This is a genomic window from Flavobacterium subsaxonicum WB 4.1-42 = DSM 21790 (assembly GCF_000422725.1).
Lineage (GTDB): Bacteria > Bacteroidota > Bacteroidia > Flavobacteriales > Flavobacteriaceae > Flavobacterium > Flavobacterium subsaxonicum.
On the sequence record NZ_AUGP01000002.1, the window covers coordinates 1 to 20,479 of the forward strand.

The following is a 20,479-nucleotide window of genomic DNA, read 5'->3' on the forward strand; positions in this document are numbered from 1 at the left end:
AGGTACTTAAGAAAAGCTATGTACCTGCCTGCATTGACAGCGGTAAAATGGGATGATACTTTTAGGGCCTTATATGCCCGGATCGTTGCAAAACAGGGAATTAAAATGAAAGGATTAGTAGCAGTACAACGAAAGCTGCTTGAAACTATATATGTGATCTTTAAACGAAAAGAAAACTATGATAAAAACTATGAAGAAAATAAGCAAAAAAATAGAGCGCAGATACAAATAGTATAAGGCTCTATACAGGATAGCTCAAGGCTTCCTAAGAATACAAAAATAGAAAAAATTATTATTTTTCTTGTAAATCAACACAGAATCTTTGGAGAGGGGCTTGAGGTGAGGCCAATATATTCGTCAAAGTATAAAACACGCATTGTTGCCCCTATGCCTTTGCAACTCGCTAACTTTAACTATATTTGCCGATTAATAACTACCTTTACAGGTAAGCCCCGCGTGAGGGATAGCATCTGGGCGCCATGCGCCGCGAATAGCCCGGCCTGTAGCGATAGCGAAAGGACACGCCCAACGAAATTGATATACGAAGAAGATGAAGCATATTAGGAATTTTTGCATTATTGCCCACATAGACCACGGAAAAAGTACGCTGGCCGACCGCCTTTTGGATGCCACCCAAACGGTTACAAAACGCGAGAGCCAGGCTCAGTTGCTTGATAACATGGATTTGGAGCGTGAGCGTGGTATTACCATTAAAAGCCACGCCATACAAATGGAGTATGTATATAAGGGGCAGGAGTATATACTTAACCTTATAGATACCCCGGGCCACGTAGATTTTAGCTACGAGGTATCGCGTTCTATTGCGGCCTGCGAGGGTGCACTGCTTATTGTAGATGCTGCCCAGAGCATACAGGCGCAAACTATTTCTAACCTTTACCTTGCGTTAGAGAACGACCTGGAAATTATTCCGGTACTTAATAAAGTAGATTTACCAAGCGCCAACCCTGAGGAGGTTAGCGATGATATTGTAGACCTTTTAGGCTGCAAATTAGAAGATATTATACCGGCCAGTGGTAAAACAGGCCTTGGTGTAGAGGCTATACTTGCGGCTATTATAGAGCGTATACCGGCACCAAAAGGTAACCCGGATGAGCCTTTACAGGCCCTGATATTCGACTCGGTTTACAACCCGTTTAGGGGTATCGAGGTTATTTTCAGGGTAATAAATGGCAGCATTACCAAAGGCCAGAAAATTAAATTTATGGCTACCGGTAACGAGTATTATGCCGATGAAATTGGTACACTTAAGCTAAACCAGGTGCCTAAACAAGTAGTAGGCGCCGGCGATGTTGGTTACCTGATATCCGGCATTAAAGAGGCTAAAGAGGTTAAGGTGGGCGATACGCTTACCGATGCCAAAAACCCTACCCAAAACATGGTTAGTGGTTTTGAAGATGTTAAGCCAATGGTATTTGCGGGTATTTACCCGGTTGATACCGAAGATTACGAAGAACTCCGCAACAGTATGGAAAAACTTCAGCTTAACGATGCGTCGTTAGTGTTCTCTCCGGAGAGCTCGGCGGCACTGGGCTTTGGTTTCCGTTGCGGATTCTTAGGGATGCTGCACATGGAAATTATACAGGAGCGTTTGGAGCGTGAGTTCGACATGACAGTTATTACTACCGTGCCCAACGTATCGTACCTTGCCTACACTAAAAAAGACCCTGAAAAAGGACTTATTGTTAATAACCCGAGCGACCTGCCGGAACCCTCAAGACTAAGCCATGTTGAGGAGCCTTATATTAAGGCGACCATTATTACAAAATCTGATTTTGTGGGCAACGTTATGAGCCTTTGTATAGAAAAGCGTGGTATTATTACCAACCAGACCTACCTTACTACAGAGCGTGTAGAGCTTAACTTTGATATGCCACTCGCAGAAATTGTATTCGACTTTTACGACCGCCTTAAAACGGTTTCTAAAGGTTACGCTTCGTTTGACTACAGCCCAATAGGCATGCGTACCTCAAAACTTGTGCGTCTTGATGTATTGCTAAATGCACAGCCTGTAGATGCGCTGTCGGCACTTATTCACGAAGACAACGCTTACAATATTGGTAAAAAAATGTGCGAAAAGCTTAAAGAGCTTATACCGCGCCAACAGTTTGATATTCCTATTCAGGCAGCCATTGGTGTTAAGGTAATTAGCCGCGAAACCGTTAAGGCCCTGCGTAAAGACGTTACCGCTAAATGTTATGGTGGCGATATTTCGCGTAAGCGTAAACTTTTGGAAAAACAGAAAAAAGGTAAAAAGCGTATGCGTCAGGTTGGTAACGTTGAGATTCCGCAAGAGGCGTTTATGGCGGTACTTAAATTGAATGACTAATCTTTTATTTAGACTTTTAGATAAAAGATGATAGATAATAGACCCGGTACGTATGTGCCGGGTTTTTTGTTTATTTTTATGATATGGAAACAATTACGGGAGAAGAGTTTGAGAAATTGCTTTACATGGAAAATACAATTTCTAATTATATTATTAAGTTAGAAGCCGATTATATTCTTGATATATCTTCATTACAAAAACTTCAGATTAGTAGTTGTAAATTTAATAGCAAACTTGTAATTAAAGATAGCTCTACTTTTAATTCTGAACTTAAGCCTGATGTTTTTAATAATAAAATTATTGATATAACAAATTGTGAATTTTTATCTTTAAGATTAGAGCATTACGATGATGATTTATTTATCAATGATGTTCAAATAGAAAATTTTGAAGTTACTAATTGTAAACTTTATGACTTAGTTTGTACATCTAATAACATACAATCAGAATTTAAACTTACGTCCTGTAAAATAACCAAACGGGCAATTTTATCTGGAAATGTTTTTAAAGAAAGTAGTGATTTGATCATTAGTGATAGCGAATTCAATGGTGAACTTAATTTAAATGAATCACATTTATGTAATATTTCTTTATTTGATAACAAATTTGAATTATTCAACTTTAGTGAAAATACTGTTGAAGCATTTGGCTACTTTAATATTGGTAACTGTAAATTCTCAAAATCATATTTTACCTTAAGTGATTTTACCAAGTTTACAATTTTCCATGATTGTATTTTCGAACAAACATTCATTCTGGAAAAAAACGGCAATTTAATTCATACAAACCTGCAATTATTAAATTGCAGGTTTGAGAAATCTGCCTACTTTACTCAATCAGCTATAAATAAAATCATAATCGAAAATTGCTTTTTTAAAGATATAGCTTCTTTTCAAAATTCTTATTTCTTGGAAATATCAATTGACAAAACAATTTTTGATAAGTTGGCTTTATTTGACGATATGCAAATAGGGAAGGTAGATAACTGTGATAGAAAAACATTAAGGAACATTAAACAACAGCTTCAAAAAGCTGATAATAAAATAGACTATAACAGATTTAGAAATTATGAGCTTAGTGCTTACTATCAAGAATTGGGATGGGGATGGAAAAGTGGTTTCAAAGACAAATTTATTTTAGGTGCCACATTATTATCCACAGGTTTTGACCATAGCTGGCGTAGGGCTTTAGCCTTTACACTATTGATAGGATTTAGCTTATATGCTCTTTTCTTTGTTTCAGAAAACTATATGCTACAAAGAGATTTTTCTCAATGGCAGGAATTTTTATCCGGCTATTTCAGGTTTTTAATAGTTACCGATTTTTATAATCCCTTAGCGGAAGGCAGAACCTATATAGATAATACCAATACTATAGGCTGGCTCATTTTTATCTTCGGTAAAATAGTAATTGCCTTTGGCATTTACGAGATGATACAGGCATTTAGAAAGTTTAAAGCATGAATAAGACCGTTACGGGTATTGTGTGTAAGCAATCGTGGCATTCCCCTCCCCTGGAGGGGGCGGCTGAAAGCCGGGGTGGTTGTTTTATTATCATTACTATAAACCACCCCACCCTACGGGCACCCCTCCAAAAGAGGGGAATGCTAATCTTTACATTTAATATACCCTCTAAAACAAAAACGCCTCCCAATCAGGAGGCGTTTGTATAAATGCTGATTTATTACATCTTCATTAACCAGTTTCTAACCGAAACCTCTTCGTTAATGATGTTTCTAAGGTTGGCTATGGCAACCCTGTCTTGTTTCATGGTATCGCGGTGACGGATGGTTACTGTTTGGTCTTCCAGCGTCTGGTGGTCTACCGTAATGCAGAAAGGCGTGCCCAGGGCATCCTGACGGCGGTAACGGCGGCCAACGGCATCTTTCTCGTCATACGCCACGTTAAAGTCCCATTTAAGGTCGTCTATAATAGAGCGGGCAACATCCGGCAGTCCGTCTTTTTTAACCAGCGGAAGTACTGCAGCCTTAGTAGGTGCAAGCACGCTTGGCAGGCTAAGAACGGTACGGGTAGAGCCATCTTCTAACGTTTCTTCTTTTAACGATGTAGCAAAGACCGATAAGAACATCCTGTCTAAACCAACCGAAGTTTCTACTACATAAGGTGTATAATTCTCGTTAACTTCAGTATCAAAATATTGCAGTTTTTTACCTGAGAATTTTTCGTGTGCTTTAAGGTCGAAATCAGTACGCGAGTGAATACCTTCAAGCTCTTTGAATCCAAATGGGAAGTTAAACTCGATATCGGCGGCAGCATTGGCATAATGCGCTAATTTTTCGTGATCGTGAAAACGGTAATTTTCTTTACCCAAACCTAAAGACAGGTGCCATTTAAGGCGGGTGTCTTTCCAATACTCGTAATATTTCATCTCTTCGCCCGGACGTACAAAAAATTGCATTTCCATCTGTTCAAACTCCCTCATACGGAAGATAAACTGACGTGCAACAATCTCATTTCTAAACGCCTTACCGGTTTGTGCAATACCAAACGGAATTTTCATTCGGCCGGTTTTTTGCACGTTCAAAAAGTTTACAAATATACCCTGGGCTGTTTCCGGGCGCAGGTATAAATCCATTGCATTGGCAGCTTCGGCACCTAATTTAGTACCAAACATAAGGTTAAACTGGCGCACTTCGGTCCAGTTCTTAGAGCCCGTATCCGGGTCGGCAATCTCCAGCTCTTCAATAAGGGCTTTAACATCGGCCAGGTTCTCTGTCTCTAAAGAGCGGGCCATACGTTCAAGAATTTGTTTTCTTTTTGATAAACCTCTGAATGGATTATTATTATCTTTTACGAAATCAATTAGAGAAATTATATCTAAAGCAGCAAGTTGAAGATTGCTATGCTTTAATTTTATTAAACTAAAAGCATTTATATCCCAAATGTTTGTTCCATCATTTTTTAAATATTTATCAGATAATTTAAATTCGTTATATAATTTAAATTTACTTTCAAAGTATATTAAATCATTTATCAAATCCAAGTAATCCAATGTGATATCATCAACCCTTTCAAAACTATTAAATAATAATAGTCTTGCACTTAGATTATTCAAGTAATTATTGAAGCTAAGATGAAAATTTTCTCCTTCTTTATAAAGAAGTATATCCAGAAGCTTATAATACATATCGACTATTCGCTGTATATTGGCATTTGGATTTTTCTTAGTCAATTCTTTTTGGGCTTTCTGGTTTAGCTTTTCGGCATAATCCTCTATAAGCACATCGGCCCTGTAGCGTTTTTTGCTGTCTTTGTTGTCTATTAACGGGTCGTTAAAGGCATCTACGTGGCCACTGGCTTTCCATGTTGTAGGGTGCATAAAAATTGCGGCATCTATGCCCACAATGTTTTCATGCATTTGCACCATGCTTTTCCACCAGTACTCGCGGATGTTCTTTTTTAACTCGGCGCCATTCTGGCCGTAGTCGTACACTGCACTTAACCCATCGTATATTTCGCTCGACTGGAAAATAAATCCGTACTCTTTAGCATGCGAAATAACATTCTTAAATTGATCTTCTTGTTTTGCCATGGTGCAAAAATATAAAAAGGGATTATTTAATTGAATGATTGAAGATTAAAAATTTAAAAATGTGGCAATGTAATAGTTTGTACTACAAAATTTGTGTGCATTAAGGATATTTATACTCAAACCATGTTGAATCGACCTGACGTGTAATGTAATATGTACGGCCTTTAAATATAGAATCTCCCACTTTAAAGTGCTGTGTGGCATTATATATGTACCCCTTTTCGTAAGACAAATAAGATTCGCTCGTAAACATATAAAAACCTTCCTCTTTCCGGTAACTGTCGGCATTTATGCCGAAAAAACTATTTAATACCTGTAATAAAGTAGTGGGGTTTACATCAATTTCGGCGGCTCTTTTTTTATAGCTATAAAAATTTGGCATGTTGGTAAAAGTACTGTCAGTAAAGATGTGCTGACCGTTTACCCGGAACTCTTTTCCGGTTTTGGGTAAATCTGTAAGCGAAATGTTATTGATCGACGTTAGCCCCTCAATTTGCCGTACAAATATATTTGCAGACTTAAAATCAAAATCCGATATTAAATACCGGTGATATGGGCTTGGGTCAGAAATTGTTTTGCATCCTACAGTTAACAGTAAAACCATCAGTACGATCAATAATCTGTTCATTATCTTTGTTTTAGAGATACTAAGATAATATATTGTGAATTTAAAAATTGATATCGCTAATCTTTTTGAAGAATGTATGTTTTGAGGCCATTCAAAATAAAATATATATTTTTACCCCCATGCTCCAAAGCCTCATTAACCTGCTGTTTCCGCCGTTATGCCCCGGTTGCGAAGATCCGTTGCCCAATGGCACTGCGTTGGTGTGCGCCACATGCAGGCACAATATGCCTTTTACGCAGCATCACATTCATCAAGATAATGAGACAGCTAAGAAGTTTTTGGGGCGGGTGCCGTTAGAGCATGCCTCTGCCCTGCTTTACTTTCATAAAGAAGGTATCGTGCAGAATTTAATTCATAACTTAAAATACCGAAAGCAACAGCAGGTTGGCAATATATTAGGGCAGTGGTATGCGCCGCAGCTAACTACAGTAGCGGCATTGCAAAGCGTTACCCACATTATACCCATACCATTGCACCCCAAAAAGCAGCGTGAACGCGGTTATAACCAGGCGGCTGCCTTTGGCCGTGCCATTGCTGCGGGAATGGGTGCCGAATATAACGAGAGCATTTTATTACGTACCACCTACAACAAAACACAAACTAAAAAGAACCGCGAGCTGCGCGGCGACATCATCAATGCGGCATTTAAAGTAGACCATAGTAATGCCACCCCAGGCAGTCACTTTTTAATTGTAGACGATGTTATTACCACCGGTGCCACAATAGAAGCCTGCAGCAAACTGCTGCTTGCCGTGCCCAACAGCCGGGTTAGCGTGGTTACTATGGCGTATGCGCACACATAATGCATACTATTATAATGTTAACAGCGTTACCATTAAACATTTTCTAAAAACATTTCGTCGGCACTAAATATAATTGTTATTTTGTGCTGTAAAGAATTTGGTATGCTCAAACAAAAATTTCTTCTTGCTTTATTTATAATCGGCGCATCGCTGTTTTTTGCAGCCTGCGCAAAAAGGGGCTCTATAACCGGTGGTACTAAAGATACCATTGCACCTTATATTATTGGTAGTTCGCCCAAAAATATGAGCACCAATTTTACAGGTAAAGAAATAAGGATAGACTTTAACGAGTATATTAAGATTAAAGATATTAATAAGCAGCTTATTATATCGCCCCCCATGAAAACCCAGCCCAGCATTATACCCACGGGCAGTGCCAGCAAATACATAGATATTAAAATTAAAGATACCCTGGAGCCCAACACCACCTACAGCTTTAATTTTGGGCAAAGTATTACCGATAATAACGAGGGCAACCCTTATTCGCAGTTTAAGTACATATTTAGTACCGGAAGTTATATCGACTCACTTGCGCTGGGCGGCCGCATTAAAGATGCCTACACCCGCGAGACCGATAATTTTGTTACCGTTATGCTGTATGAAGATAACGAAACCTTTACAGATTCTACCGTTTACAAAGAGCGCCCGCGCTACGTTACCAACACGCTGGATAGTATGGTTAACTTTTCGCTGCAAAACCTAAAAGAGGGCAGGTACCACCTGTTTGCGCTTAAAGATGCCTCTAACAATTATAAATACGACCCTAAAAGCGATAAGATTGCCTTTATAAAGCAAACCATTACCGTACCTACAGATTCTACCTATACCCTGAAACTCTTTAAGCAAAAGGGCGCATTTAAGTCGGTTAAGCCTACCCTTGCCACTTCTAATCGTTTGTATTTAGGTTACGAAGGTGCTTACGATAAATCGGTTACGGCCACTGTTACCAACGCTGCCACTAAAGAACAGATAAAGACACTGATTACCAATGTGGCCGATAAAGATTCGGTGCAAATATGGCTGCCCCGCGAAATTAAGGCCGACTCCCTCAACGTACAGGTTACCCAACGCGATACCGTGCGTAATTTCAATGTCAAATTTAAAGAGCTTAAGGCATCCGACTCGCTTACGGTTGATGCCGTACAAAAAAGCGGCCTGCATTTTAGGGAACGCTTTACCCTTAAAACCAGCACACCACTTGTTAGCATAGATACTACAAAAATTACACTGGTTAATAAAGACTCTGTAGCCGTGCCGTTTAAGCACGTTTACGACGATTTTAAACAGGAACTGATATTTGATTTCCAGAAAGATGAGAGTCAGAAATACACGTTTAGCCTCTTACCGGGCGCTATGACCGACTTTTACGGCAAGCAGAACGATACCCTTAAATACAAGCTCTCTACCCGTACCTATGCCGATTATGGCACCATTAAGCTAACGCTACAGAATGTTAAGCGCTTTCCGTTGATTATAGAATTTACCGACACAAAGGGCAAGGTGTACCTAACCGATTATTCTGAGGGTAAAACCGAATTTTTCTACGAAAATCTGGAACCCAACACGTATATTCTTAGGGTTATTTATGATGATAACAAGAATAAGGAATGGGACACCGGCGATTACCTCAAAAAGGTACAGCCCGAAGAGGTGCTGTACTATGCCCGCGAAATTAAACTACCCGCCTACTGGGATCTCGAAGAAGTGTTTATCATGAAGGGGGATTAATCACAGACAATTCCCGTACCGTTTTCTCGTAGAGACGCATTGAATGCGTCTCACATAATTAATACACATTTATATTTCTAACCTTTACGGGAGATACATTCAATATCTTAAATTGCTATATTGTATCGCAAGATCCGCGATATCGGGGTTTACTACTGGATATCCGGATTCTTTTAATAGAATGTATATTGCGTTAGCCATTACGAACACATTGCAGCGAAGTTGAGGATTCTCAATTTAGTTAAAATGGAGATGTTTCCTTTCTAAAAACACACCTATGAAGGCACTATATTTTCTGTTAACCCTGTTCATATTCATTTCTTGCACAAAGGAAAAATTTGTGAAAGCGGAAATAAAACTTTCAGAAATTGATTCTCTGGATACCAATAACAAAGTGGAAGAATTTATTGGTAAAACAGATAGCCTATACCGCAAATTCTCCCTTAAAAAAGTGCAGGATATAAAATGTCTCGGTTGTGATACTGTTTTGGTAAACCTTGCCAATAGACTAAAGGCAGATTATGCTTTTTTTAGAGCCGACCTTGATAACAATGGTTATACGGATTTGGTAGCAACAGGGGTTAACAAAACATACACATCTGGCAATTATGATCCCAACCTTCTTGTAGAATTTTCAAAGGATTTTAATGCCCTTGTGCTTATGAATTTCGGTAAGGATAAAATAAAACTTTATAACCTTACCGACGGACTTTATAATGGTATTATACCAACTCTTGAATATATAGAGAACAGACCTTTTTTAACTATATATAAACCACGGCATATACATACAATAGAAAGGTTAAAAAGGGAAGAATTAAAGACTGAACTAACATTTAAGTTCGATGCCTTTGTAGAGTACAATCCTGAGCCAATATCCTATAAGATAGAGAAAATAGAATATTCTACCACCGGCTGTATGGGCATGTGCCCTATTTTTTTATTATCTGTAAATAATGATGGTACTGCCACATTTGAGGCAACTGAATACAATTACACAGAAGATTTTCAAATGGGGAAATTACTTACCGGCACCTTTACAGCCACAGTACCCTCTAAGGAACTTAATGAATTAAAGGATTTACTTAATTATATTGATTTCGTAAATTTAAAAAACAGATATGACGTGCTCTGGACGGATGACCAGACTGCTATTTTAAAAATTACTTACAACAATGGCAAGACAAAAACCATAACCGACTATGGTTTGAAGGGAACATATGGATTAATAAAACTCCATGACTTAATTTTTAAAATGAGAATAAACCAAGGCTGGACTAAAAACTAAAGGTGTCTATACAGGCATTTACCCTAATCATCTACCCCCCTACGTGTAAAAACAATCAGTCAAATTGTTATCTTAGCCATAACCATAAACTGATACACCACAATGAAGATACATATAATAGGCGGCGGTAACCTTGGCGGTGCCGTAGCCATAGGCCTGGCACAATTTACGTTAGATAATACCATAACCGTTACCCGCCGCAACGTAAAGCTTATAGAACACCTGCAGCAATACGGCATAGCCATAGCTGCCGATAACACCAAAGGCATAGCCGTGGCCGATGTAATAATTTTAGCCATTAAGCCGTGGCAGGTAGATACCGTTTTAGACGAGGTGCTGCCCCACCTTAGCGGCAAGATAATAGCATCGGCGGTAAGCGGGGTAACGCTTGGCCATCTCAACAAAAAAGTGGGCGGCACCAATACCGTGGTGCGCATTATGCCCAACATAGCAGCACAATATGGTGCAAGTGCCACCTGTATTTCGGCGGAAGCCAGCGATATTGCCAAACTGCAACCCATTTCCGACTTGTTTGATAAGGTAGGCACGGCCGTTATAATCGACGAGAAACTTATGGATGCCGCCACTGTTTTGGGGGCCTGCGGTACAGCCTTTGCGCTGCGCTACATTCGAGCAAGCATGCAAGCAGGAATAGAAATTGGCTTTGATGCCAAAACGGCACTGGCCATTGCGGCACAAACCGCCCTTGGCGCTACCGAAATGCTACTGAAAGAAAATGCCCATCCTGAACAGTTAATAGACAAAGTTACTACCCCACAGGGCTGCACTATTGCAGGCCTTAACGAAATGGAACACGAAGGTTTCAGTTCGTCGTTAATTAAAGGGATCAAGACATCGCTTAAAAAAATAAAAGAGTAGTTTTTGGCAGAAACGCCTGATTAATTAGTCACAAATAGATTGATCCGCTGATTTTGAATTATTAGAGCCATTTCAACACTATAGATATAGATATGTTAAAACTCACTATTTATTTTTGACAATTTGCACAATACTTAATCATAATGACGTGTAATTCTGCTCATTTTTTGATTTATATTTTAAATAAAACTCATGCAAAAAATAACTATGCGCGCATTTCATCGACTTTAGCTGTAGTTTATCTAAAACATTTTGTCACATTGAATCAATGAGATAAGTTTACACAAAATAGCATTAGTAAAATTAATTTTTTACGGTATTTTTGGGGGCAAAAAAAGGGAAAACTGATCGGTTTTCCCTTTTTTATTTTACGCAGGTGCCACTTCTTACATTTATTTCATAAAACCTTATTAACGGGCATGCTTTTTGATTTTGTTCTAAATATCTTATATTTGGATACAAATTAACAGCATTATGGAATTTAAATCTAAAAACCCATTTTTAAGCAATAAGGCGTTTGCAAAAGGCGACACCCAAGTGTACAACGCCGATGGCCGCCCTGTAGAAATTATAGACTATAACAACACCATGACCGTTAATGGTGCTGTAAACAAAACCTTTGTATTGTTCGCATTACTTATGGCAGGTGCCGCCGTTACCTGGTATATGGCTGCAACGGGCCAAAACCCTATAACGCTTACCATTGCGGGTGCCATTATTGGCCTTATAATGGTAATAGCATCTATGTTTAAGCCGCAATATTCAAGGTACCTTGCCCCGGCCTACGCGCTGTTTGAAGGTTTGTTTATTGGTGGTATATCGGCAATATTCGAAGTCAGGTATCCAGGCATTGTACTAAAAGCTGTTGGCGGTACGTTTGTAACCTTTGGCGTATGTCTTGCCCTGTACAGGTTTGGTGTAGTTAAGGTTACAGAGCAATTTAAATCGGTTGTAATAGCCTCTACATTAGCTATTGGTACATTTTACCTATTATCATGGATACTGAGCCTTTTTGGTGTAGGTATGTTTATATACGGTAACTCGTTACCAAGCATTGGTTTTAGCATATTTGTTATTGTAATAGCTGCCCTTAACCTGTTTATGGACTTTGACCTGATTGAGCAGGGAGCAAGACAAAAACTACCTAAATTTATGGAATGGTTTGGCGCTATGGGCCTTGTAATTACTATGGTATGGCTTTACATTGAGTTTTTAAGGCTGCTAAGCAAACTGCAAAGCAGAGACTAAGTATCTTACTTCTTACTAAATATAAAACCCCTAACATTGCAAAGTGTTGGGGGTTTGGTTTTTGTATAATATGCAGAAAGTTTACGCAAGCGTAAAGTTATCCCTATCGTTTAAAAAGGCCAGTTTGCTGCGGGTATCAAGAGTAGCCTGTTTGTCGAGTTCTATTGTAAACACACCTTCGGTTTGTTGCGGCTCTAAGATATAGCTACCTAACGCATCTACAGCCTGCGTGTGGCCGGTATAGCTGTGGCCGTTGCCATCTATACCCACGCGGTTTACCCCTACTGTATACGCCTGATTTTCGATAGCACGTGCCCTAAGCAGTGTATCCCACGCCAGGGTGCGTACCTGCGGCCAGTTAGCAACATAAATCATCAAGTCGTACTCTTCCACATTACGCGCAAACACCGGAAACCTAAGGTCGTAGCATATTAACGGACAGATTTTCCAGCCCTTATACTCCACTATCAGCTTTTGAGTGCCGGCGGTATAGGCTTTGTCTTCGCCCGCAAGGGTAAAGAGGTGACGTTTGTCGTACGTTTTATAAGTACCATCAGGATATACAAACAACAGGCGGTTGTAGTAGTTGCCGTCATCCTCAATAACAAGGCTGCCGGTAATGGCGCAGCTGTTGGCAGCAGCCATCTGCTTCATCCAGGTAACGGTGCTACCATCCATTGTTTCGGCTACAGCCGAAGGGTTCATGCTAAAGCCGGTGGCAAACATTTCGGGCAACACAATAAGGTCGGTCGTGCCATTAATGTTCTTAATAAGCGTGGTAAAGTTATCGCGGTTGGCAGCAGCGTCTTCCCACGCCAAGGAGGTTTGTATAAGCGAAATTTTCATCTTCCGTAAGTTTTGATAAATTTAATGAATTGCGGTTTAATAAGGAAAGGTTAAGTAGGGAGAAAACAACACTCATTATAATACAGACTTTCAGATAGTTGTATGCTAATTTTTTACAACCTTATCAGCATCCTGGATAAATATTTTTTCATCAATAAGATAAAGCATCGATCTTTCTTTATTTTTTGACAGGAAATGATTGAACCTAAAGCTAATGGCATCCGGGGTTGTTAAAGTAAGCTTAAGGGGCACATAATATTCATCTGCATTTTCAATTTTAAACACCCTAAATGATTTATCCTTCTGACTATTAAGTATTAAAAGCGCATCAGGCCTGAGCATAATTACCAAAATTTTTGAATTCAGAATTTCATAACTCAACATATCATAATCCAAGTCTAAAACTTTATTTTCATTACCGTTTTCATCTAAAGTAAAGAAAGTAAACGTATTATTTTGATAGTAATAATTGTAAGCAGCATCTTTATCTAACGCTTTTACATCGTTAGGGCGGTACATTTTATTGCCAACAATTTCGAGTACAATTTTAGAAGGCGTGCTGTTGTATATTTGGGATAGCTTTTTTGGCGGGTAAATTTTATGCTTTTGCCTGTAATTTAGTGTAATACAATATTCTATAGTATTTAAGCAACCTATTATATCGAACTTAAATTCGTGATAATATAGATAAATGGCATTAGCATATACAGAGTCTTTTAGGCTTGCCTTATGATAAGAACCTGATAATGAGTCGTTTTTGTTATAATCTTCTACAAATATTAAATTGATATCATCTGAATACTTATATCTTTCAGATAATAACGCTGCATATTTAGCGATGATGATGGTTTTGTTCATCTTCTCGCCATAATCTCCCAGCATGGTGGTTAATTTAACATTGCCATATTTTTTTTCGAACACCACTTTTTGATGTGCAAAGGCCTGTACACAAAGCATTAAGGCGCAAGAAAAAAATAATGATCTCATTTTTAAAGAGTTAAAAGCGTTAAACTTACTAAACTGATCCCGAACTTTATTCGCAATTTTGAATACAGTAAAGCCCCTGTTCATCAACTTCATACGAATAGACTAATTCAACTTTACCTATTTTGATTCTTAAAACTTTAGCCAAAGATTCGACAAACGACCATTCTATAGATTGTGAGTTGAAGTAGGTAAGAATTTCATTCAAATTATTTTTGGTAAGGCTAAAGTCTTTATAAAGTATATCAATGTTTTGGTTATATTTAGGCAACTTTAGCATAAAATATTTAATCCTGCTAAGATCATCTATACCCATAGTTATTTTAACTGTATCAACCTTTAAAATAACAAGTTCGCTAAAATTTTGTTTGTTAATATTGATTGATTTTTCTACAACTAAATCCATTAATTTGGAGTCAATACTACATCCTGTCCTATATCCTAAAATAGTACCTTCTACTATAAATTCGTCCACATTAAATGTCAACATGTTTTATACTCTTTAAATTTACTGTTTAAACTATTCGAAAATATACAGATTATAAAATATAACATACATAATTATATATCAACTTGTTAAAACTAATAAAAAGTCTTCTTACTCACCGTCCTGTTAACATCTATAACATAAAATAGTGCCTGTATGTCGTTAAGGTGCAGCTTAAAGTCAGTAAACTCGGGGCTGTCGTTAAGCGAGTGGCAGGTAATGTAGCCCTCCTCGGTATTATGCTCTACAATTTCTTTTAGTAGCGGCATTTTGCTCTGGGTGGTATAAATTACCCAGTACGGAAAATCGCGAAACCGCAGCTTGCCGTTCCAGTGGTGGCGCTGTAACTCGCGGGTACTCACTACACTGTTGCGGGTAATGGCTGCCGAGCTGCCGTCGTCCATACTATCGCCGTTAACCCTAAAGGCCACATAGCGCCCCTGCACGGGCTTGTCTACCAATATGCCGTGCTGGCTCAGGTCCATCAAAAAATCAGCATCCTGGTAGGTGCTTAAAAACCCGGCCTGAACATTAAACTCTGCCAATGGCATAAGCATGTAGTATTGCCCGTTTGGCAGCTCTATAAATTTGTTGCCGTTTTTGTTTTCAAAATCGTCTACAAATTTTACCACCTCCTCGTTTTTCACGGTCTTATGATGCACCGCGCCCGGCTCGAGCACTTTGTTTAATATTTCACTTTTGGACTTTGGAATTGGCTTACCCTTCTCGTAGTTAATAATTGTTTCGCGACTGGCGCCAATAAGGTCGCCCAATTCCTTTTGGGTCAGCCCCAATTGTTCGCGGCGTTGTTTAATATCTAATCCGTCCATAATCAAAACATTAGCTTAAGGTCAATAAAAATTTCACACAAAAGTGTAAAAATTAACATTGACTTGTTTTGTGATGTGGAATATTCCACTTAACTTTGCACTATACTTCACAAAGATATAACAAAATGCGTAATAAACAACACATAACCAAAGAAATAGTACAGTTAAGTGCGATTAAAGCTGCATATAACTACTTCTTAGCGTCTGAACGCTCTATGTTTGAAGTGGAAAATACCACACAGGTACAGCAAAACCTTAAAGTGGTTAACCAATCGCTAAAGGCACTCTATGCGGAGTACAAGATGGTTATTGGTTGTCGGTTGACGGTTGACAGCAACGTCCAACAACCGTCAATCATCAACCAACAACTAAACCATAGCGCAATAATACACTTTAACGCCGACAGGCGGTTTACTATTACCGAATAAAGTTGTTGGGTGTCGGTTGTTAGTTGTTGGGAGCTTCTGAACTTCTAATTATCAAATCCACGAATCAACAAAATTTTCAATTTTTCAAATCAAAAATCTTTAAATCTAAAAAAAAATGACCATTACAGGAACAATTGAGAGCATTGAGTACCGCAACACAGCCGGACACGAAAAAAAAGTAGTAACCCTGGTGCCCGATGGCAGGCAAAGGGCGTTTGTAGAATTCCGCGGCCGCCGCATGGACGACCTGGACACTTACAAAGAAAACGACGAGATACAGGTAGCCGTAACCCTGGAAGGCAAAATATCTAAAAACAGCGGCATACAATACAACAACCTTGTAGCGCAAAGCGTAACAGGCTGCTAAATGGATTGATTCGGTTATTTGGTAATGTGTTAATTTGAAGCTTCAAACTACCTAATTAAATCAACCGCAAGAGTGTGGCTACTCCCCTCTCCTTTTGCTTCGCCAGTTCGCTACGCTCATGTGGAGAGGGCCGGGGGTGAGGACAACCAACAACCAACAACCAACTTTAAGACTTGACGACTTTTAAACTTTCAACTCGATTATGAACTACAAAATAAAAGGCATTATAACCGCCATAGGCAATATAAAAACCACAAAATTAGGCACCGCAGTGCAACAGCTGCACTTTGAGCAGGAAACCGGCAGGATGTTTTACCCATCGGCCTTGGGCACAAAAATCGACCTGCTCTCAGACATGCTTCCCGGTGATGTAGCCGAACTGGAATTTCACATCTCGGGCTCCAAAGGCACTTATAATAACGTAATTATAGATAACCTGGTAAGGGTGTAGTATTAAGGGTTACGGGTTGGGAGTTTAGGGTTGCGGGTTTTTCCATTTCGACCGCAGAGAGAAATCTCTTAGTGTTTAGAAACTTATTTTAGACTTTCAACCCAATGACTTTCGATCTATGACTTTCGGCTTTAAGACTTGATGACTAATTGGCTCTTTGACATACTGTACGATCTAAAATTACTTATTTCATATATATAAAAATATTTCTTACTTTTGACTTTGATCAAAAGCATATAAAAATAATCATAAAATACACTTAAAAGTGTATTTTTTAGTTGCTAATAAATAATATTGTGAATATATTTGCTTTAGAAATATGGGATGATGAAGGTTCTGCCTGTACATTTTATACTGTAAGAGATGATGAATGCGATGAGAACGAAACAGATATCTTCTTTAATAAGTATAATAGCCTTAAAGATTATAAACAGTACACACAAGAGCTTTTATCATTTATTATATACGCAATTGGCGAAGACCATGGAGCAGTTGACGAATTATTTAACAGGGCAGAAAATGAGGTTAAGGGTTTGCCTCTACAAGGTAAAGCTAAAATAAAAGAAATTACTTATCACTATCCTAATTTTCCATTACGAATATATGCGCTTAAAATTACTACCACCATTGTTATTCTCTTTAATGGTGGTGTAAAAGATGGATCTACCAATCAAAATAGTTCTTTACACATACAATGGCTTGCAGCCTGTAATTACGCCCGGCGAATAACAGAAGCTATCAAGGATGGCTCAGTTGTTGTAGATGAGAAAAAAAGATTGCTGTTAACTTATGATGGTTTAAATGAAATCATCCTCTAACTAAAACTAAAAAATTATGAGAAGCAAAGTTGCCCAAAGAATTCTCGCAGAAACTCCCGAAGAAACAAAAGTTTTTGCAAAAATGTACGCTGATATTGTTGTTCGTATAAATCAGCTTTTAAAAGAAAACAATTTAAACCAAAAAGAACTCGCAGATAAATTAGAAAAAAGACCTTCTGAAATAAACAAATGGCTTACAGGCGAGCATAATTTTACATTGCGCTCTTTGGCGAAACTACAGGTGGAACTAGGCGAAGCTATTGTAAATGTGCCCAAAAGAAAATTAATTAATACTGTAGATGGCAATGCAGGCTATGTAACTGTTTATAATAACACTACGGCCAACACAAGTGAAACAGAATATAAAACGAGTTGGAAAAAAGCTAAGCCTAAAACTAAAACTCCATTAGCCAATGTCAGCTAATATATTGCAACCTGAAAAAATACAGATTGCCACTTTTAAAATTACCAAAGGACAAATTAATAGCCCCTTTGAATTTGAAAGCTCCAAAGTTGAGGGACACAATTATTCTGTAGAATTAGATCTTGGATTCAACCTACAGGATAAATTGGTAAAAGCAGATTTTTCTGTTGCGGTTGAAACAAAGAGTAATGGGGCTAATGCAGAAGAAGCTACAGGTGCATTTACCTTTGCCTATGTATTCCATATTGATAATATAGAAGAACTAACTGCTATGGAAAAAGAAGAGATTGTGGTATTGCATCCATCTTTAGGTAATGCAATTGCATCAATTACATACTCAACTTCGAGAGGAATATTATTAACAAGATTTCAGGGTACGGCTTTAAATAAGTTTATCCTGCCTGTAATAGATCCAAACGAATTACTTTAATAACCCAAGCCTCAACCTAATTGAGGCTTTTCTTTACCCCAATATTTCCTCAACCCTCTTAAACAATGCAAGAAACCGAAGCCCAAAACAGCGCTTCCGTTTCCGCCGCAACCCCTGCAAAACGCAAAAAAACAAACAACGGCCCGTATAAAGATGAGTATGCCCTACAGGCCTACAAACTCTGCCTGTTGGGCGCTATAGACCGCGACCTGGGCTCTTTTTTTGGCGTAACCCGCGAAACCATTATTCACTGGAAAAGCAACCAGCCCGATTTTGGCGAGGCTGTATCCCGTGGCAAGCGTGCCGCCGATATGGAGGTAGCCGAATCGTTATACCGCGCCACCATAGATAGGGTTATTACCACAAAACAGGCCATAAAATGCAAGGAGGTATATTACGACGAAAACGGCAAGCGCGTTGAAAAAGAACGCGTAGAGATTGTGGAGGTAGAAAAGCATGTACCGGCCTGCTTCCGCTCGCAGCAGTTTTGGCTGCGCAACCGCAACCCCAAGCTTTGGAGCTTAAAACACGAGGAGCCGGATGACTATCCTGTACGCAACCTTACCCTCAATTTGGGCTACGGCCACAACCCCGAAGACGATGAAACTACTGCCTAAACAACAGCACGCGGTGTACTTTTTAAAAGACAAAATAACCGAAGAAGTACTGTATGGCGGGGCGGCAGGTGGTGGCAAAAGTGCCTTGGGGTGCCTGTGGCTTATGGAAATGTGCGGCAGGCACCCCGGCACACGCTGGCTGTTGGGCCGCAGCAAGCTTAAAACACTTAAAGAAACCACATTGAGCACTTTTTTTGAGCTGGCTAAGCAACTTCGCCTTTCACGCCAGTTTAAATACAAGGCTACCGAGAACATTATTTACTGGAATAACGGCAGCCAGATCATCCTAAAAGACCTGTTTTTATACCCGTCCGACCCTAATTTCGACAGCCTTGGGTCGCTCGAAATCAGCGGGGCTTTTATAGACGAGTGCAACCAGGTGCACTACCACGCCTGGCAAATTGTTAAGAGCCGTATTCGCTACAAGTTAACCGAATATAAGCTTATACCCAAAATGCTTGGCAGTTGCAACCCTGCTAAAAACTGGGCATACAAAGAGTTTTACAAACCCCATCGCGACGGTGTGCTGCCTATCTATCGCAGGTTCATTCAGAGTTTGCCTACCGACAACCCGCACCTGCACCCCAGCTATTTACAGTCGCTTTTACGGCTCGATAAAAACAGCCGCGAACGCCTGTACTTCGGCAATTGGGAGTATGATGACGACCCGGCCACCCTTATTGACAACGACAGCATTGCCGATTATTTTAAACCGCACCACCTTTCCCCCGGCGGACTCAAATACATGACCATAGACGTTGCCCGTAAAGGCCGCGATAAAACGGTTTTCAGGATCTGGCACGGCTGGGTGTGCATAGCGCGGGAGAGTATCGCTAAGTCCGGATTGGACGAGGTGGTTAGCCGCGCAAAGCTGCTGCAAATTCGTCATGGCATTGCCCTTAGCAATATTGTAGCCGATGAAGATGGCGTGGGCGGTGGCGTGGTAGACTTTTTAAAATGCAAGGGCTTTGTAAATAATTCGAGTCCGCTCGAAATGTTAGAGGGCAACACTTACGTGAAACCTAATTACGATAACCTTAAGAGCCAGTGCTCTATTAAAATGGCCGAAATGATTACCAACCGCCTTGCCGGAGAGCTGTGCGACGATGATGCCGTACAGCAAACCACCGCCGAAGAAATGGAGCAGGTTAAGCTTAAAGACATCGACAAAGACGGCCGCCAGGGCATCATCCCCAAAGACCGGATAAAAGACCTTATAGGCCGCAGCCCAGACGAATGGGACAGTATTATGATGCGCTACTGGTTTGCTTTGCGGAAAAATTATACAGCACGTATTCGTGTAGGGTAATCTGGGGATTTGTTG

At 39.5% G+C, this 20,479-nt stretch carries 21 protein-coding genes and 1 pseudogene; 16 read left to right on the forward strand and 6 right to left on the reverse strand.

The genetic code is table 11. The features are described from left to right. The 3 genes and pseudogenes from G509_RS23605 to G509_RS0100570 form a co-directional block, all read left to right on the forward strand. Positions 1-237, forward strand: a pseudogene (locus G509_RS23605) (IS110 family RNA-guided transposase); the annotation flags it as partial. 313 nt (positions 238-550) lie between these two features. Beyond that, positions 551-2,347: a translation elongation factor 4 gene (gene lepA / locus G509_RS0100565; RefSeq protein WP_026989752.1), complete on the forward strand. Its 1,797-nt coding sequence runs from the start codon at positions 551-553 to the stop codon at positions 2,345-2,347. Between the two features lie 83 nt (positions 2,348-2,430). After that, a complete protein-coding gene (locus tag G509_RS0100570) occupies positions 2,431-3,810 on the forward strand; it encodes a hypothetical protein (RefSeq protein WP_026989753.1) in 1,380 nt (459 codons plus the stop codon). 220 nt (positions 3,811-4,030) lie between these two features. Here G509_RS0100570 and G509_RS23065 read toward each other — a convergent pair whose 3' ends face one another. Continuing rightward, entirely contained in the window at positions 4,031-5,899 is a 1,869-nt protein-coding gene (locus tag G509_RS23065) for a glycine--tRNA ligase (protein WP_081663215.1), read from the reverse strand. Positions 5,900-5,999: 100 nt separating this feature from the next. Then, a complete protein-coding gene (locus G509_RS0100585) occupies positions 6,000-6,527 on the reverse strand; it encodes a hypothetical protein (RefSeq protein WP_026989755.1) in 528 nt (175 codons plus the stop codon). 119 nt (positions 6,528-6,646) lie between these two features. Between G509_RS0100585 and G509_RS0100590 the strand changes: the two genes are divergently transcribed. The 5 genes from G509_RS0100590 to G509_RS0100610 all read left to right on the forward strand — a co-directional run bounded on the left by G509_RS0100590 (position 6,647) and on the right by G509_RS0100610 (position 12,473). Continuing rightward, positions 6,647-7,330, forward strand: a complete 684-nt coding sequence (locus G509_RS0100590; protein ID WP_026989756.1) for a ComF family protein — start codon at positions 6,647-6,649, stop codon at positions 7,328-7,330. A 102-nt stretch (positions 7,331-7,432) separates the two neighbouring features. Beyond that, complete coding sequence (locus G509_RS21185) at positions 7,433-9,058, forward strand: Ig-like domain-containing domain (RefSeq protein ID WP_035738294.1); 1,626 nt, start codon at positions 7,433-7,435, stop codon at positions 9,056-9,058. Positions 9,059-9,335: 277 nt separating this feature from the next. After that, entirely contained in the window at positions 9,336-10,346 is a 1,011-nt protein-coding gene (locus tag G509_RS21190) for a DUF6438 domain-containing protein (protein ID WP_026989757.1), read from the forward strand. Between the two features lie 102 nt (positions 10,347-10,448). Next, complete coding sequence (gene proC, locus G509_RS0100605) at positions 10,449-11,225, forward strand: pyrroline-5-carboxylate reductase (RefSeq protein WP_026989758.1); 777 nt, start codon at positions 10,449-10,451, stop codon at positions 11,223-11,225. Positions 11,226-11,699: 474 nt separating this feature from the next. Beyond that, on the forward strand, positions 11,700-12,473 hold the full coding sequence (locus G509_RS0100610; protein ID WP_026989759.1) for a Bax inhibitor-1/YccA family protein: 774 nt from the start codon (positions 11,700-11,702) through the stop codon (positions 12,471-12,473). Between the two features lie 81 nt (positions 12,474-12,554). Here G509_RS0100610 and G509_RS0100615 read toward each other — a convergent pair whose 3' ends face one another. The 4 genes from G509_RS0100615 to G509_RS21195 all read right to left on the reverse strand — a co-directional run bounded on the left by G509_RS0100615 (position 12,555) and on the right by G509_RS21195 (position 15,620). Then, positions 12,555-13,319 carry an amidohydrolase gene (locus G509_RS0100615; protein ID WP_026989760.1) on the reverse strand — a complete coding sequence of 255 codons (765 nt, stop codon included), beginning with the start codon at positions 13,317-13,319 and terminating at the stop codon, positions 12,555-12,557. A gap of 105 nt (positions 13,320-13,424) precedes the next feature. Beyond that, complete coding sequence (locus G509_RS0100620; protein WP_131450753.1) at positions 13,425-14,306, reverse strand: hypothetical protein; 882 nt, start codon at positions 14,304-14,306, stop codon at positions 13,425-13,427. A gap of 46 nt (positions 14,307-14,352) precedes the next feature. Next, entirely contained in the window at positions 14,353-14,793 is a 441-nt protein-coding gene (locus G509_RS0100625) for a hypothetical protein (RefSeq protein ID WP_211219578.1), read from the reverse strand. Positions 14,794-14,885: 92 nt separating this feature from the next. Further along, entirely contained in the window at positions 14,886-15,620 is a 735-nt protein-coding gene (locus tag G509_RS21195) for a helix-turn-helix domain-containing protein (RefSeq protein WP_035738296.1), read from the reverse strand. Between the two features lie 125 nt (positions 15,621-15,745). On the opposite strand from G509_RS21195, the gene G509_RS0100635 reads away from it, so the two are divergent. The 8 genes from G509_RS0100635 to G509_RS0100670 all read left to right on the forward strand — a co-directional run bounded on the left by G509_RS0100635 (position 15,746) and on the right by G509_RS0100670 (position 20,464). Then, positions 15,746-16,048 (forward strand): hypothetical protein, encoded by a 303-nt coding sequence (locus tag G509_RS0100635; RefSeq protein ID WP_026989763.1) that lies wholly within the window; start codon positions 15,746-15,748, stop codon positions 16,046-16,048. Between the two features lie 115 nt (positions 16,049-16,163). Then, entirely contained in the window at positions 16,164-16,415 is a 252-nt protein-coding gene (locus tag G509_RS0100640) for a hypothetical protein (RefSeq protein WP_026989764.1), read from the forward strand. 202 nt (positions 16,416-16,617) lie between these two features. Further along, on the forward strand, positions 16,618-16,866 hold the full coding sequence (locus tag G509_RS0100645; RefSeq protein ID WP_026989765.1) for a hypothetical protein: 249 nt from the start codon (positions 16,618-16,620) through the stop codon (positions 16,864-16,866). Positions 16,867-17,162: 296 nt separating this feature from the next. Next, positions 17,163-17,684: a hypothetical protein gene (locus G509_RS0100650; protein ID WP_026989766.1), complete on the forward strand. Its 522-nt coding sequence runs from the start codon at positions 17,163-17,165 to the stop codon at positions 17,682-17,684. Between the two features lie 16 nt (positions 17,685-17,700). Continuing rightward, positions 17,701-18,108 (forward strand): helix-turn-helix domain-containing protein, encoded by a 408-nt coding sequence (locus G509_RS21200; RefSeq protein ID WP_035738298.1) that lies wholly within the window; start codon positions 17,701-17,703, stop codon positions 18,106-18,108. After that, positions 18,098-18,538: a hypothetical protein gene (locus G509_RS0100660; protein WP_026989767.1), complete on the forward strand. Its 441-nt coding sequence runs from the start codon at positions 18,098-18,100 to the stop codon at positions 18,536-18,538. The genes G509_RS21200 and G509_RS0100660 overlap by 11 nt, the downstream gene beginning before the upstream one ends. A 65-nt stretch (positions 18,539-18,603) precedes the next feature. Continuing rightward, positions 18,604-19,155: a hypothetical protein gene (locus tag G509_RS22665; RefSeq protein WP_051199864.1), complete on the forward strand. Its 552-nt coding sequence runs from the start codon at positions 18,604-18,606 to the stop codon at positions 19,153-19,155. After that, positions 19,139-20,464, forward strand: a complete 1,326-nt coding sequence (locus G509_RS0100670) for a phage terminase large subunit (protein WP_026989768.1) — start codon at positions 19,139-19,141, stop codon at positions 20,462-20,464. Before G509_RS22665 ends, G509_RS0100670 begins: the two co-directional genes overlap by 17 nt. The last annotated feature ends 15 nt before the right edge of the window (positions 20,465-20,479 follow it).

What these genes read in the sequence shown, in the direction of transcription:
- G509_RS21185 (WP_035738294.1), top strand. Translation starts at nt 7,433, where the DNA reads ATGCTCAAACAAAAATTTCTTCTTGCTTTATTTATAATCGGCGCATCG.
- proC (WP_026989758.1), top strand. Translation starts at nt 10,449, where the DNA reads ATGAAGATACATATAATAGGCGGCGGTAACCTTGGCGGTGCCGTAGCC.
- G509_RS0100660 (WP_026989767.1), top strand. Translation starts at nt 18,098, where the DNA reads ATGTCAGCTAATATATTGCAACCTGAAAAAATACAGATTGCCACTTTT.
- G509_RS23065 (WP_081663215.1), bottom strand. Translation starts at nt 5,899, where the DNA reads ATGGCAAAACAAGAAGATCAATTTAAGAATGTTATTTCGCATGCTAAA.
- G509_RS0100570 (WP_026989753.1), top strand. Translation starts at nt 2,431, where the DNA reads ATGGAAACAATTACGGGAGAAGAGTTTGAGAAATTGCTTTACATGGAA.
- G509_RS0100635 (WP_026989763.1), top strand. Translation starts at nt 15,746, where the DNA reads ATGCGTAATAAACAACACATAACCAAAGAAATAGTACAGTTAAGTGCG.
- G509_RS0100670 (WP_026989768.1), top strand. Translation starts at nt 19,139, where the DNA reads ATGAAACTACTGCCTAAACAACAGCACGCGGTGTACTTTTTAAAAGAC.
- G509_RS0100615 (WP_026989760.1), bottom strand. Translation starts at nt 13,319, where the DNA reads ATGAAAATTTCGCTTATACAAACCTCCTTGGCGTGGGAAGACGCTGCT.
- G509_RS0100625 (WP_211219578.1), bottom strand. Translation starts at nt 14,793, where the DNA reads ATGTTGACATTTAATGTGGACGAATTTATAGTAGAAGGTACTATTTTA.
- G509_RS21200 (WP_035738298.1), top strand. Translation starts at nt 17,701, where the DNA reads ATGAGAAGCAAAGTTGCCCAAAGAATTCTCGCAGAAACTCCCGAAGAA.
- G509_RS21195 (WP_035738296.1), bottom strand. Translation starts at nt 15,620, where the DNA reads ATGGACGGATTAGATATTAAACAACGCCGCGAACAATTGGGGCTGACC.
- G509_RS0100585 (WP_026989755.1), bottom strand. Translation starts at nt 6,527, where the DNA reads ATGAACAGATTATTGATCGTACTGATGGTTTTACTGTTAACTGTAGGA.
- G509_RS22665 (WP_051199864.1), top strand. Translation starts at nt 18,604, where the DNA reads ATGCAAGAAACCGAAGCCCAAAACAGCGCTTCCGTTTCCGCCGCAACC.
- G509_RS0100640 (WP_026989764.1), top strand. Translation starts at nt 16,164, where the DNA reads ATGACCATTACAGGAACAATTGAGAGCATTGAGTACCGCAACACAGCC.
- G509_RS0100645 (WP_026989765.1), top strand. Translation starts at nt 16,618, where the DNA reads ATGAACTACAAAATAAAAGGCATTATAACCGCCATAGGCAATATAAAA.
- G509_RS21190 (WP_026989757.1), top strand. Translation starts at nt 9,336, where the DNA reads ATGAAGGCACTATATTTTCTGTTAACCCTGTTCATATTCATTTCTTGC.
- G509_RS0100610 (WP_026989759.1), top strand. Translation starts at nt 11,700, where the DNA reads ATGGAATTTAAATCTAAAAACCCATTTTTAAGCAATAAGGCGTTTGCA.
- G509_RS0100590 (WP_026989756.1), top strand. Translation starts at nt 6,647, where the DNA reads ATGCTCCAAAGCCTCATTAACCTGCTGTTTCCGCCGTTATGCCCCGGT.
- lepA (WP_026989752.1), top strand. Translation starts at nt 551, where the DNA reads ATGAAGCATATTAGGAATTTTTGCATTATTGCCCACATAGACCACGGA.
- G509_RS0100620 (WP_131450753.1), bottom strand. Translation starts at nt 14,306, where the DNA reads ATGAGATCATTATTTTTTTCTTGCGCCTTAATGCTTTGTGTACAGGCC.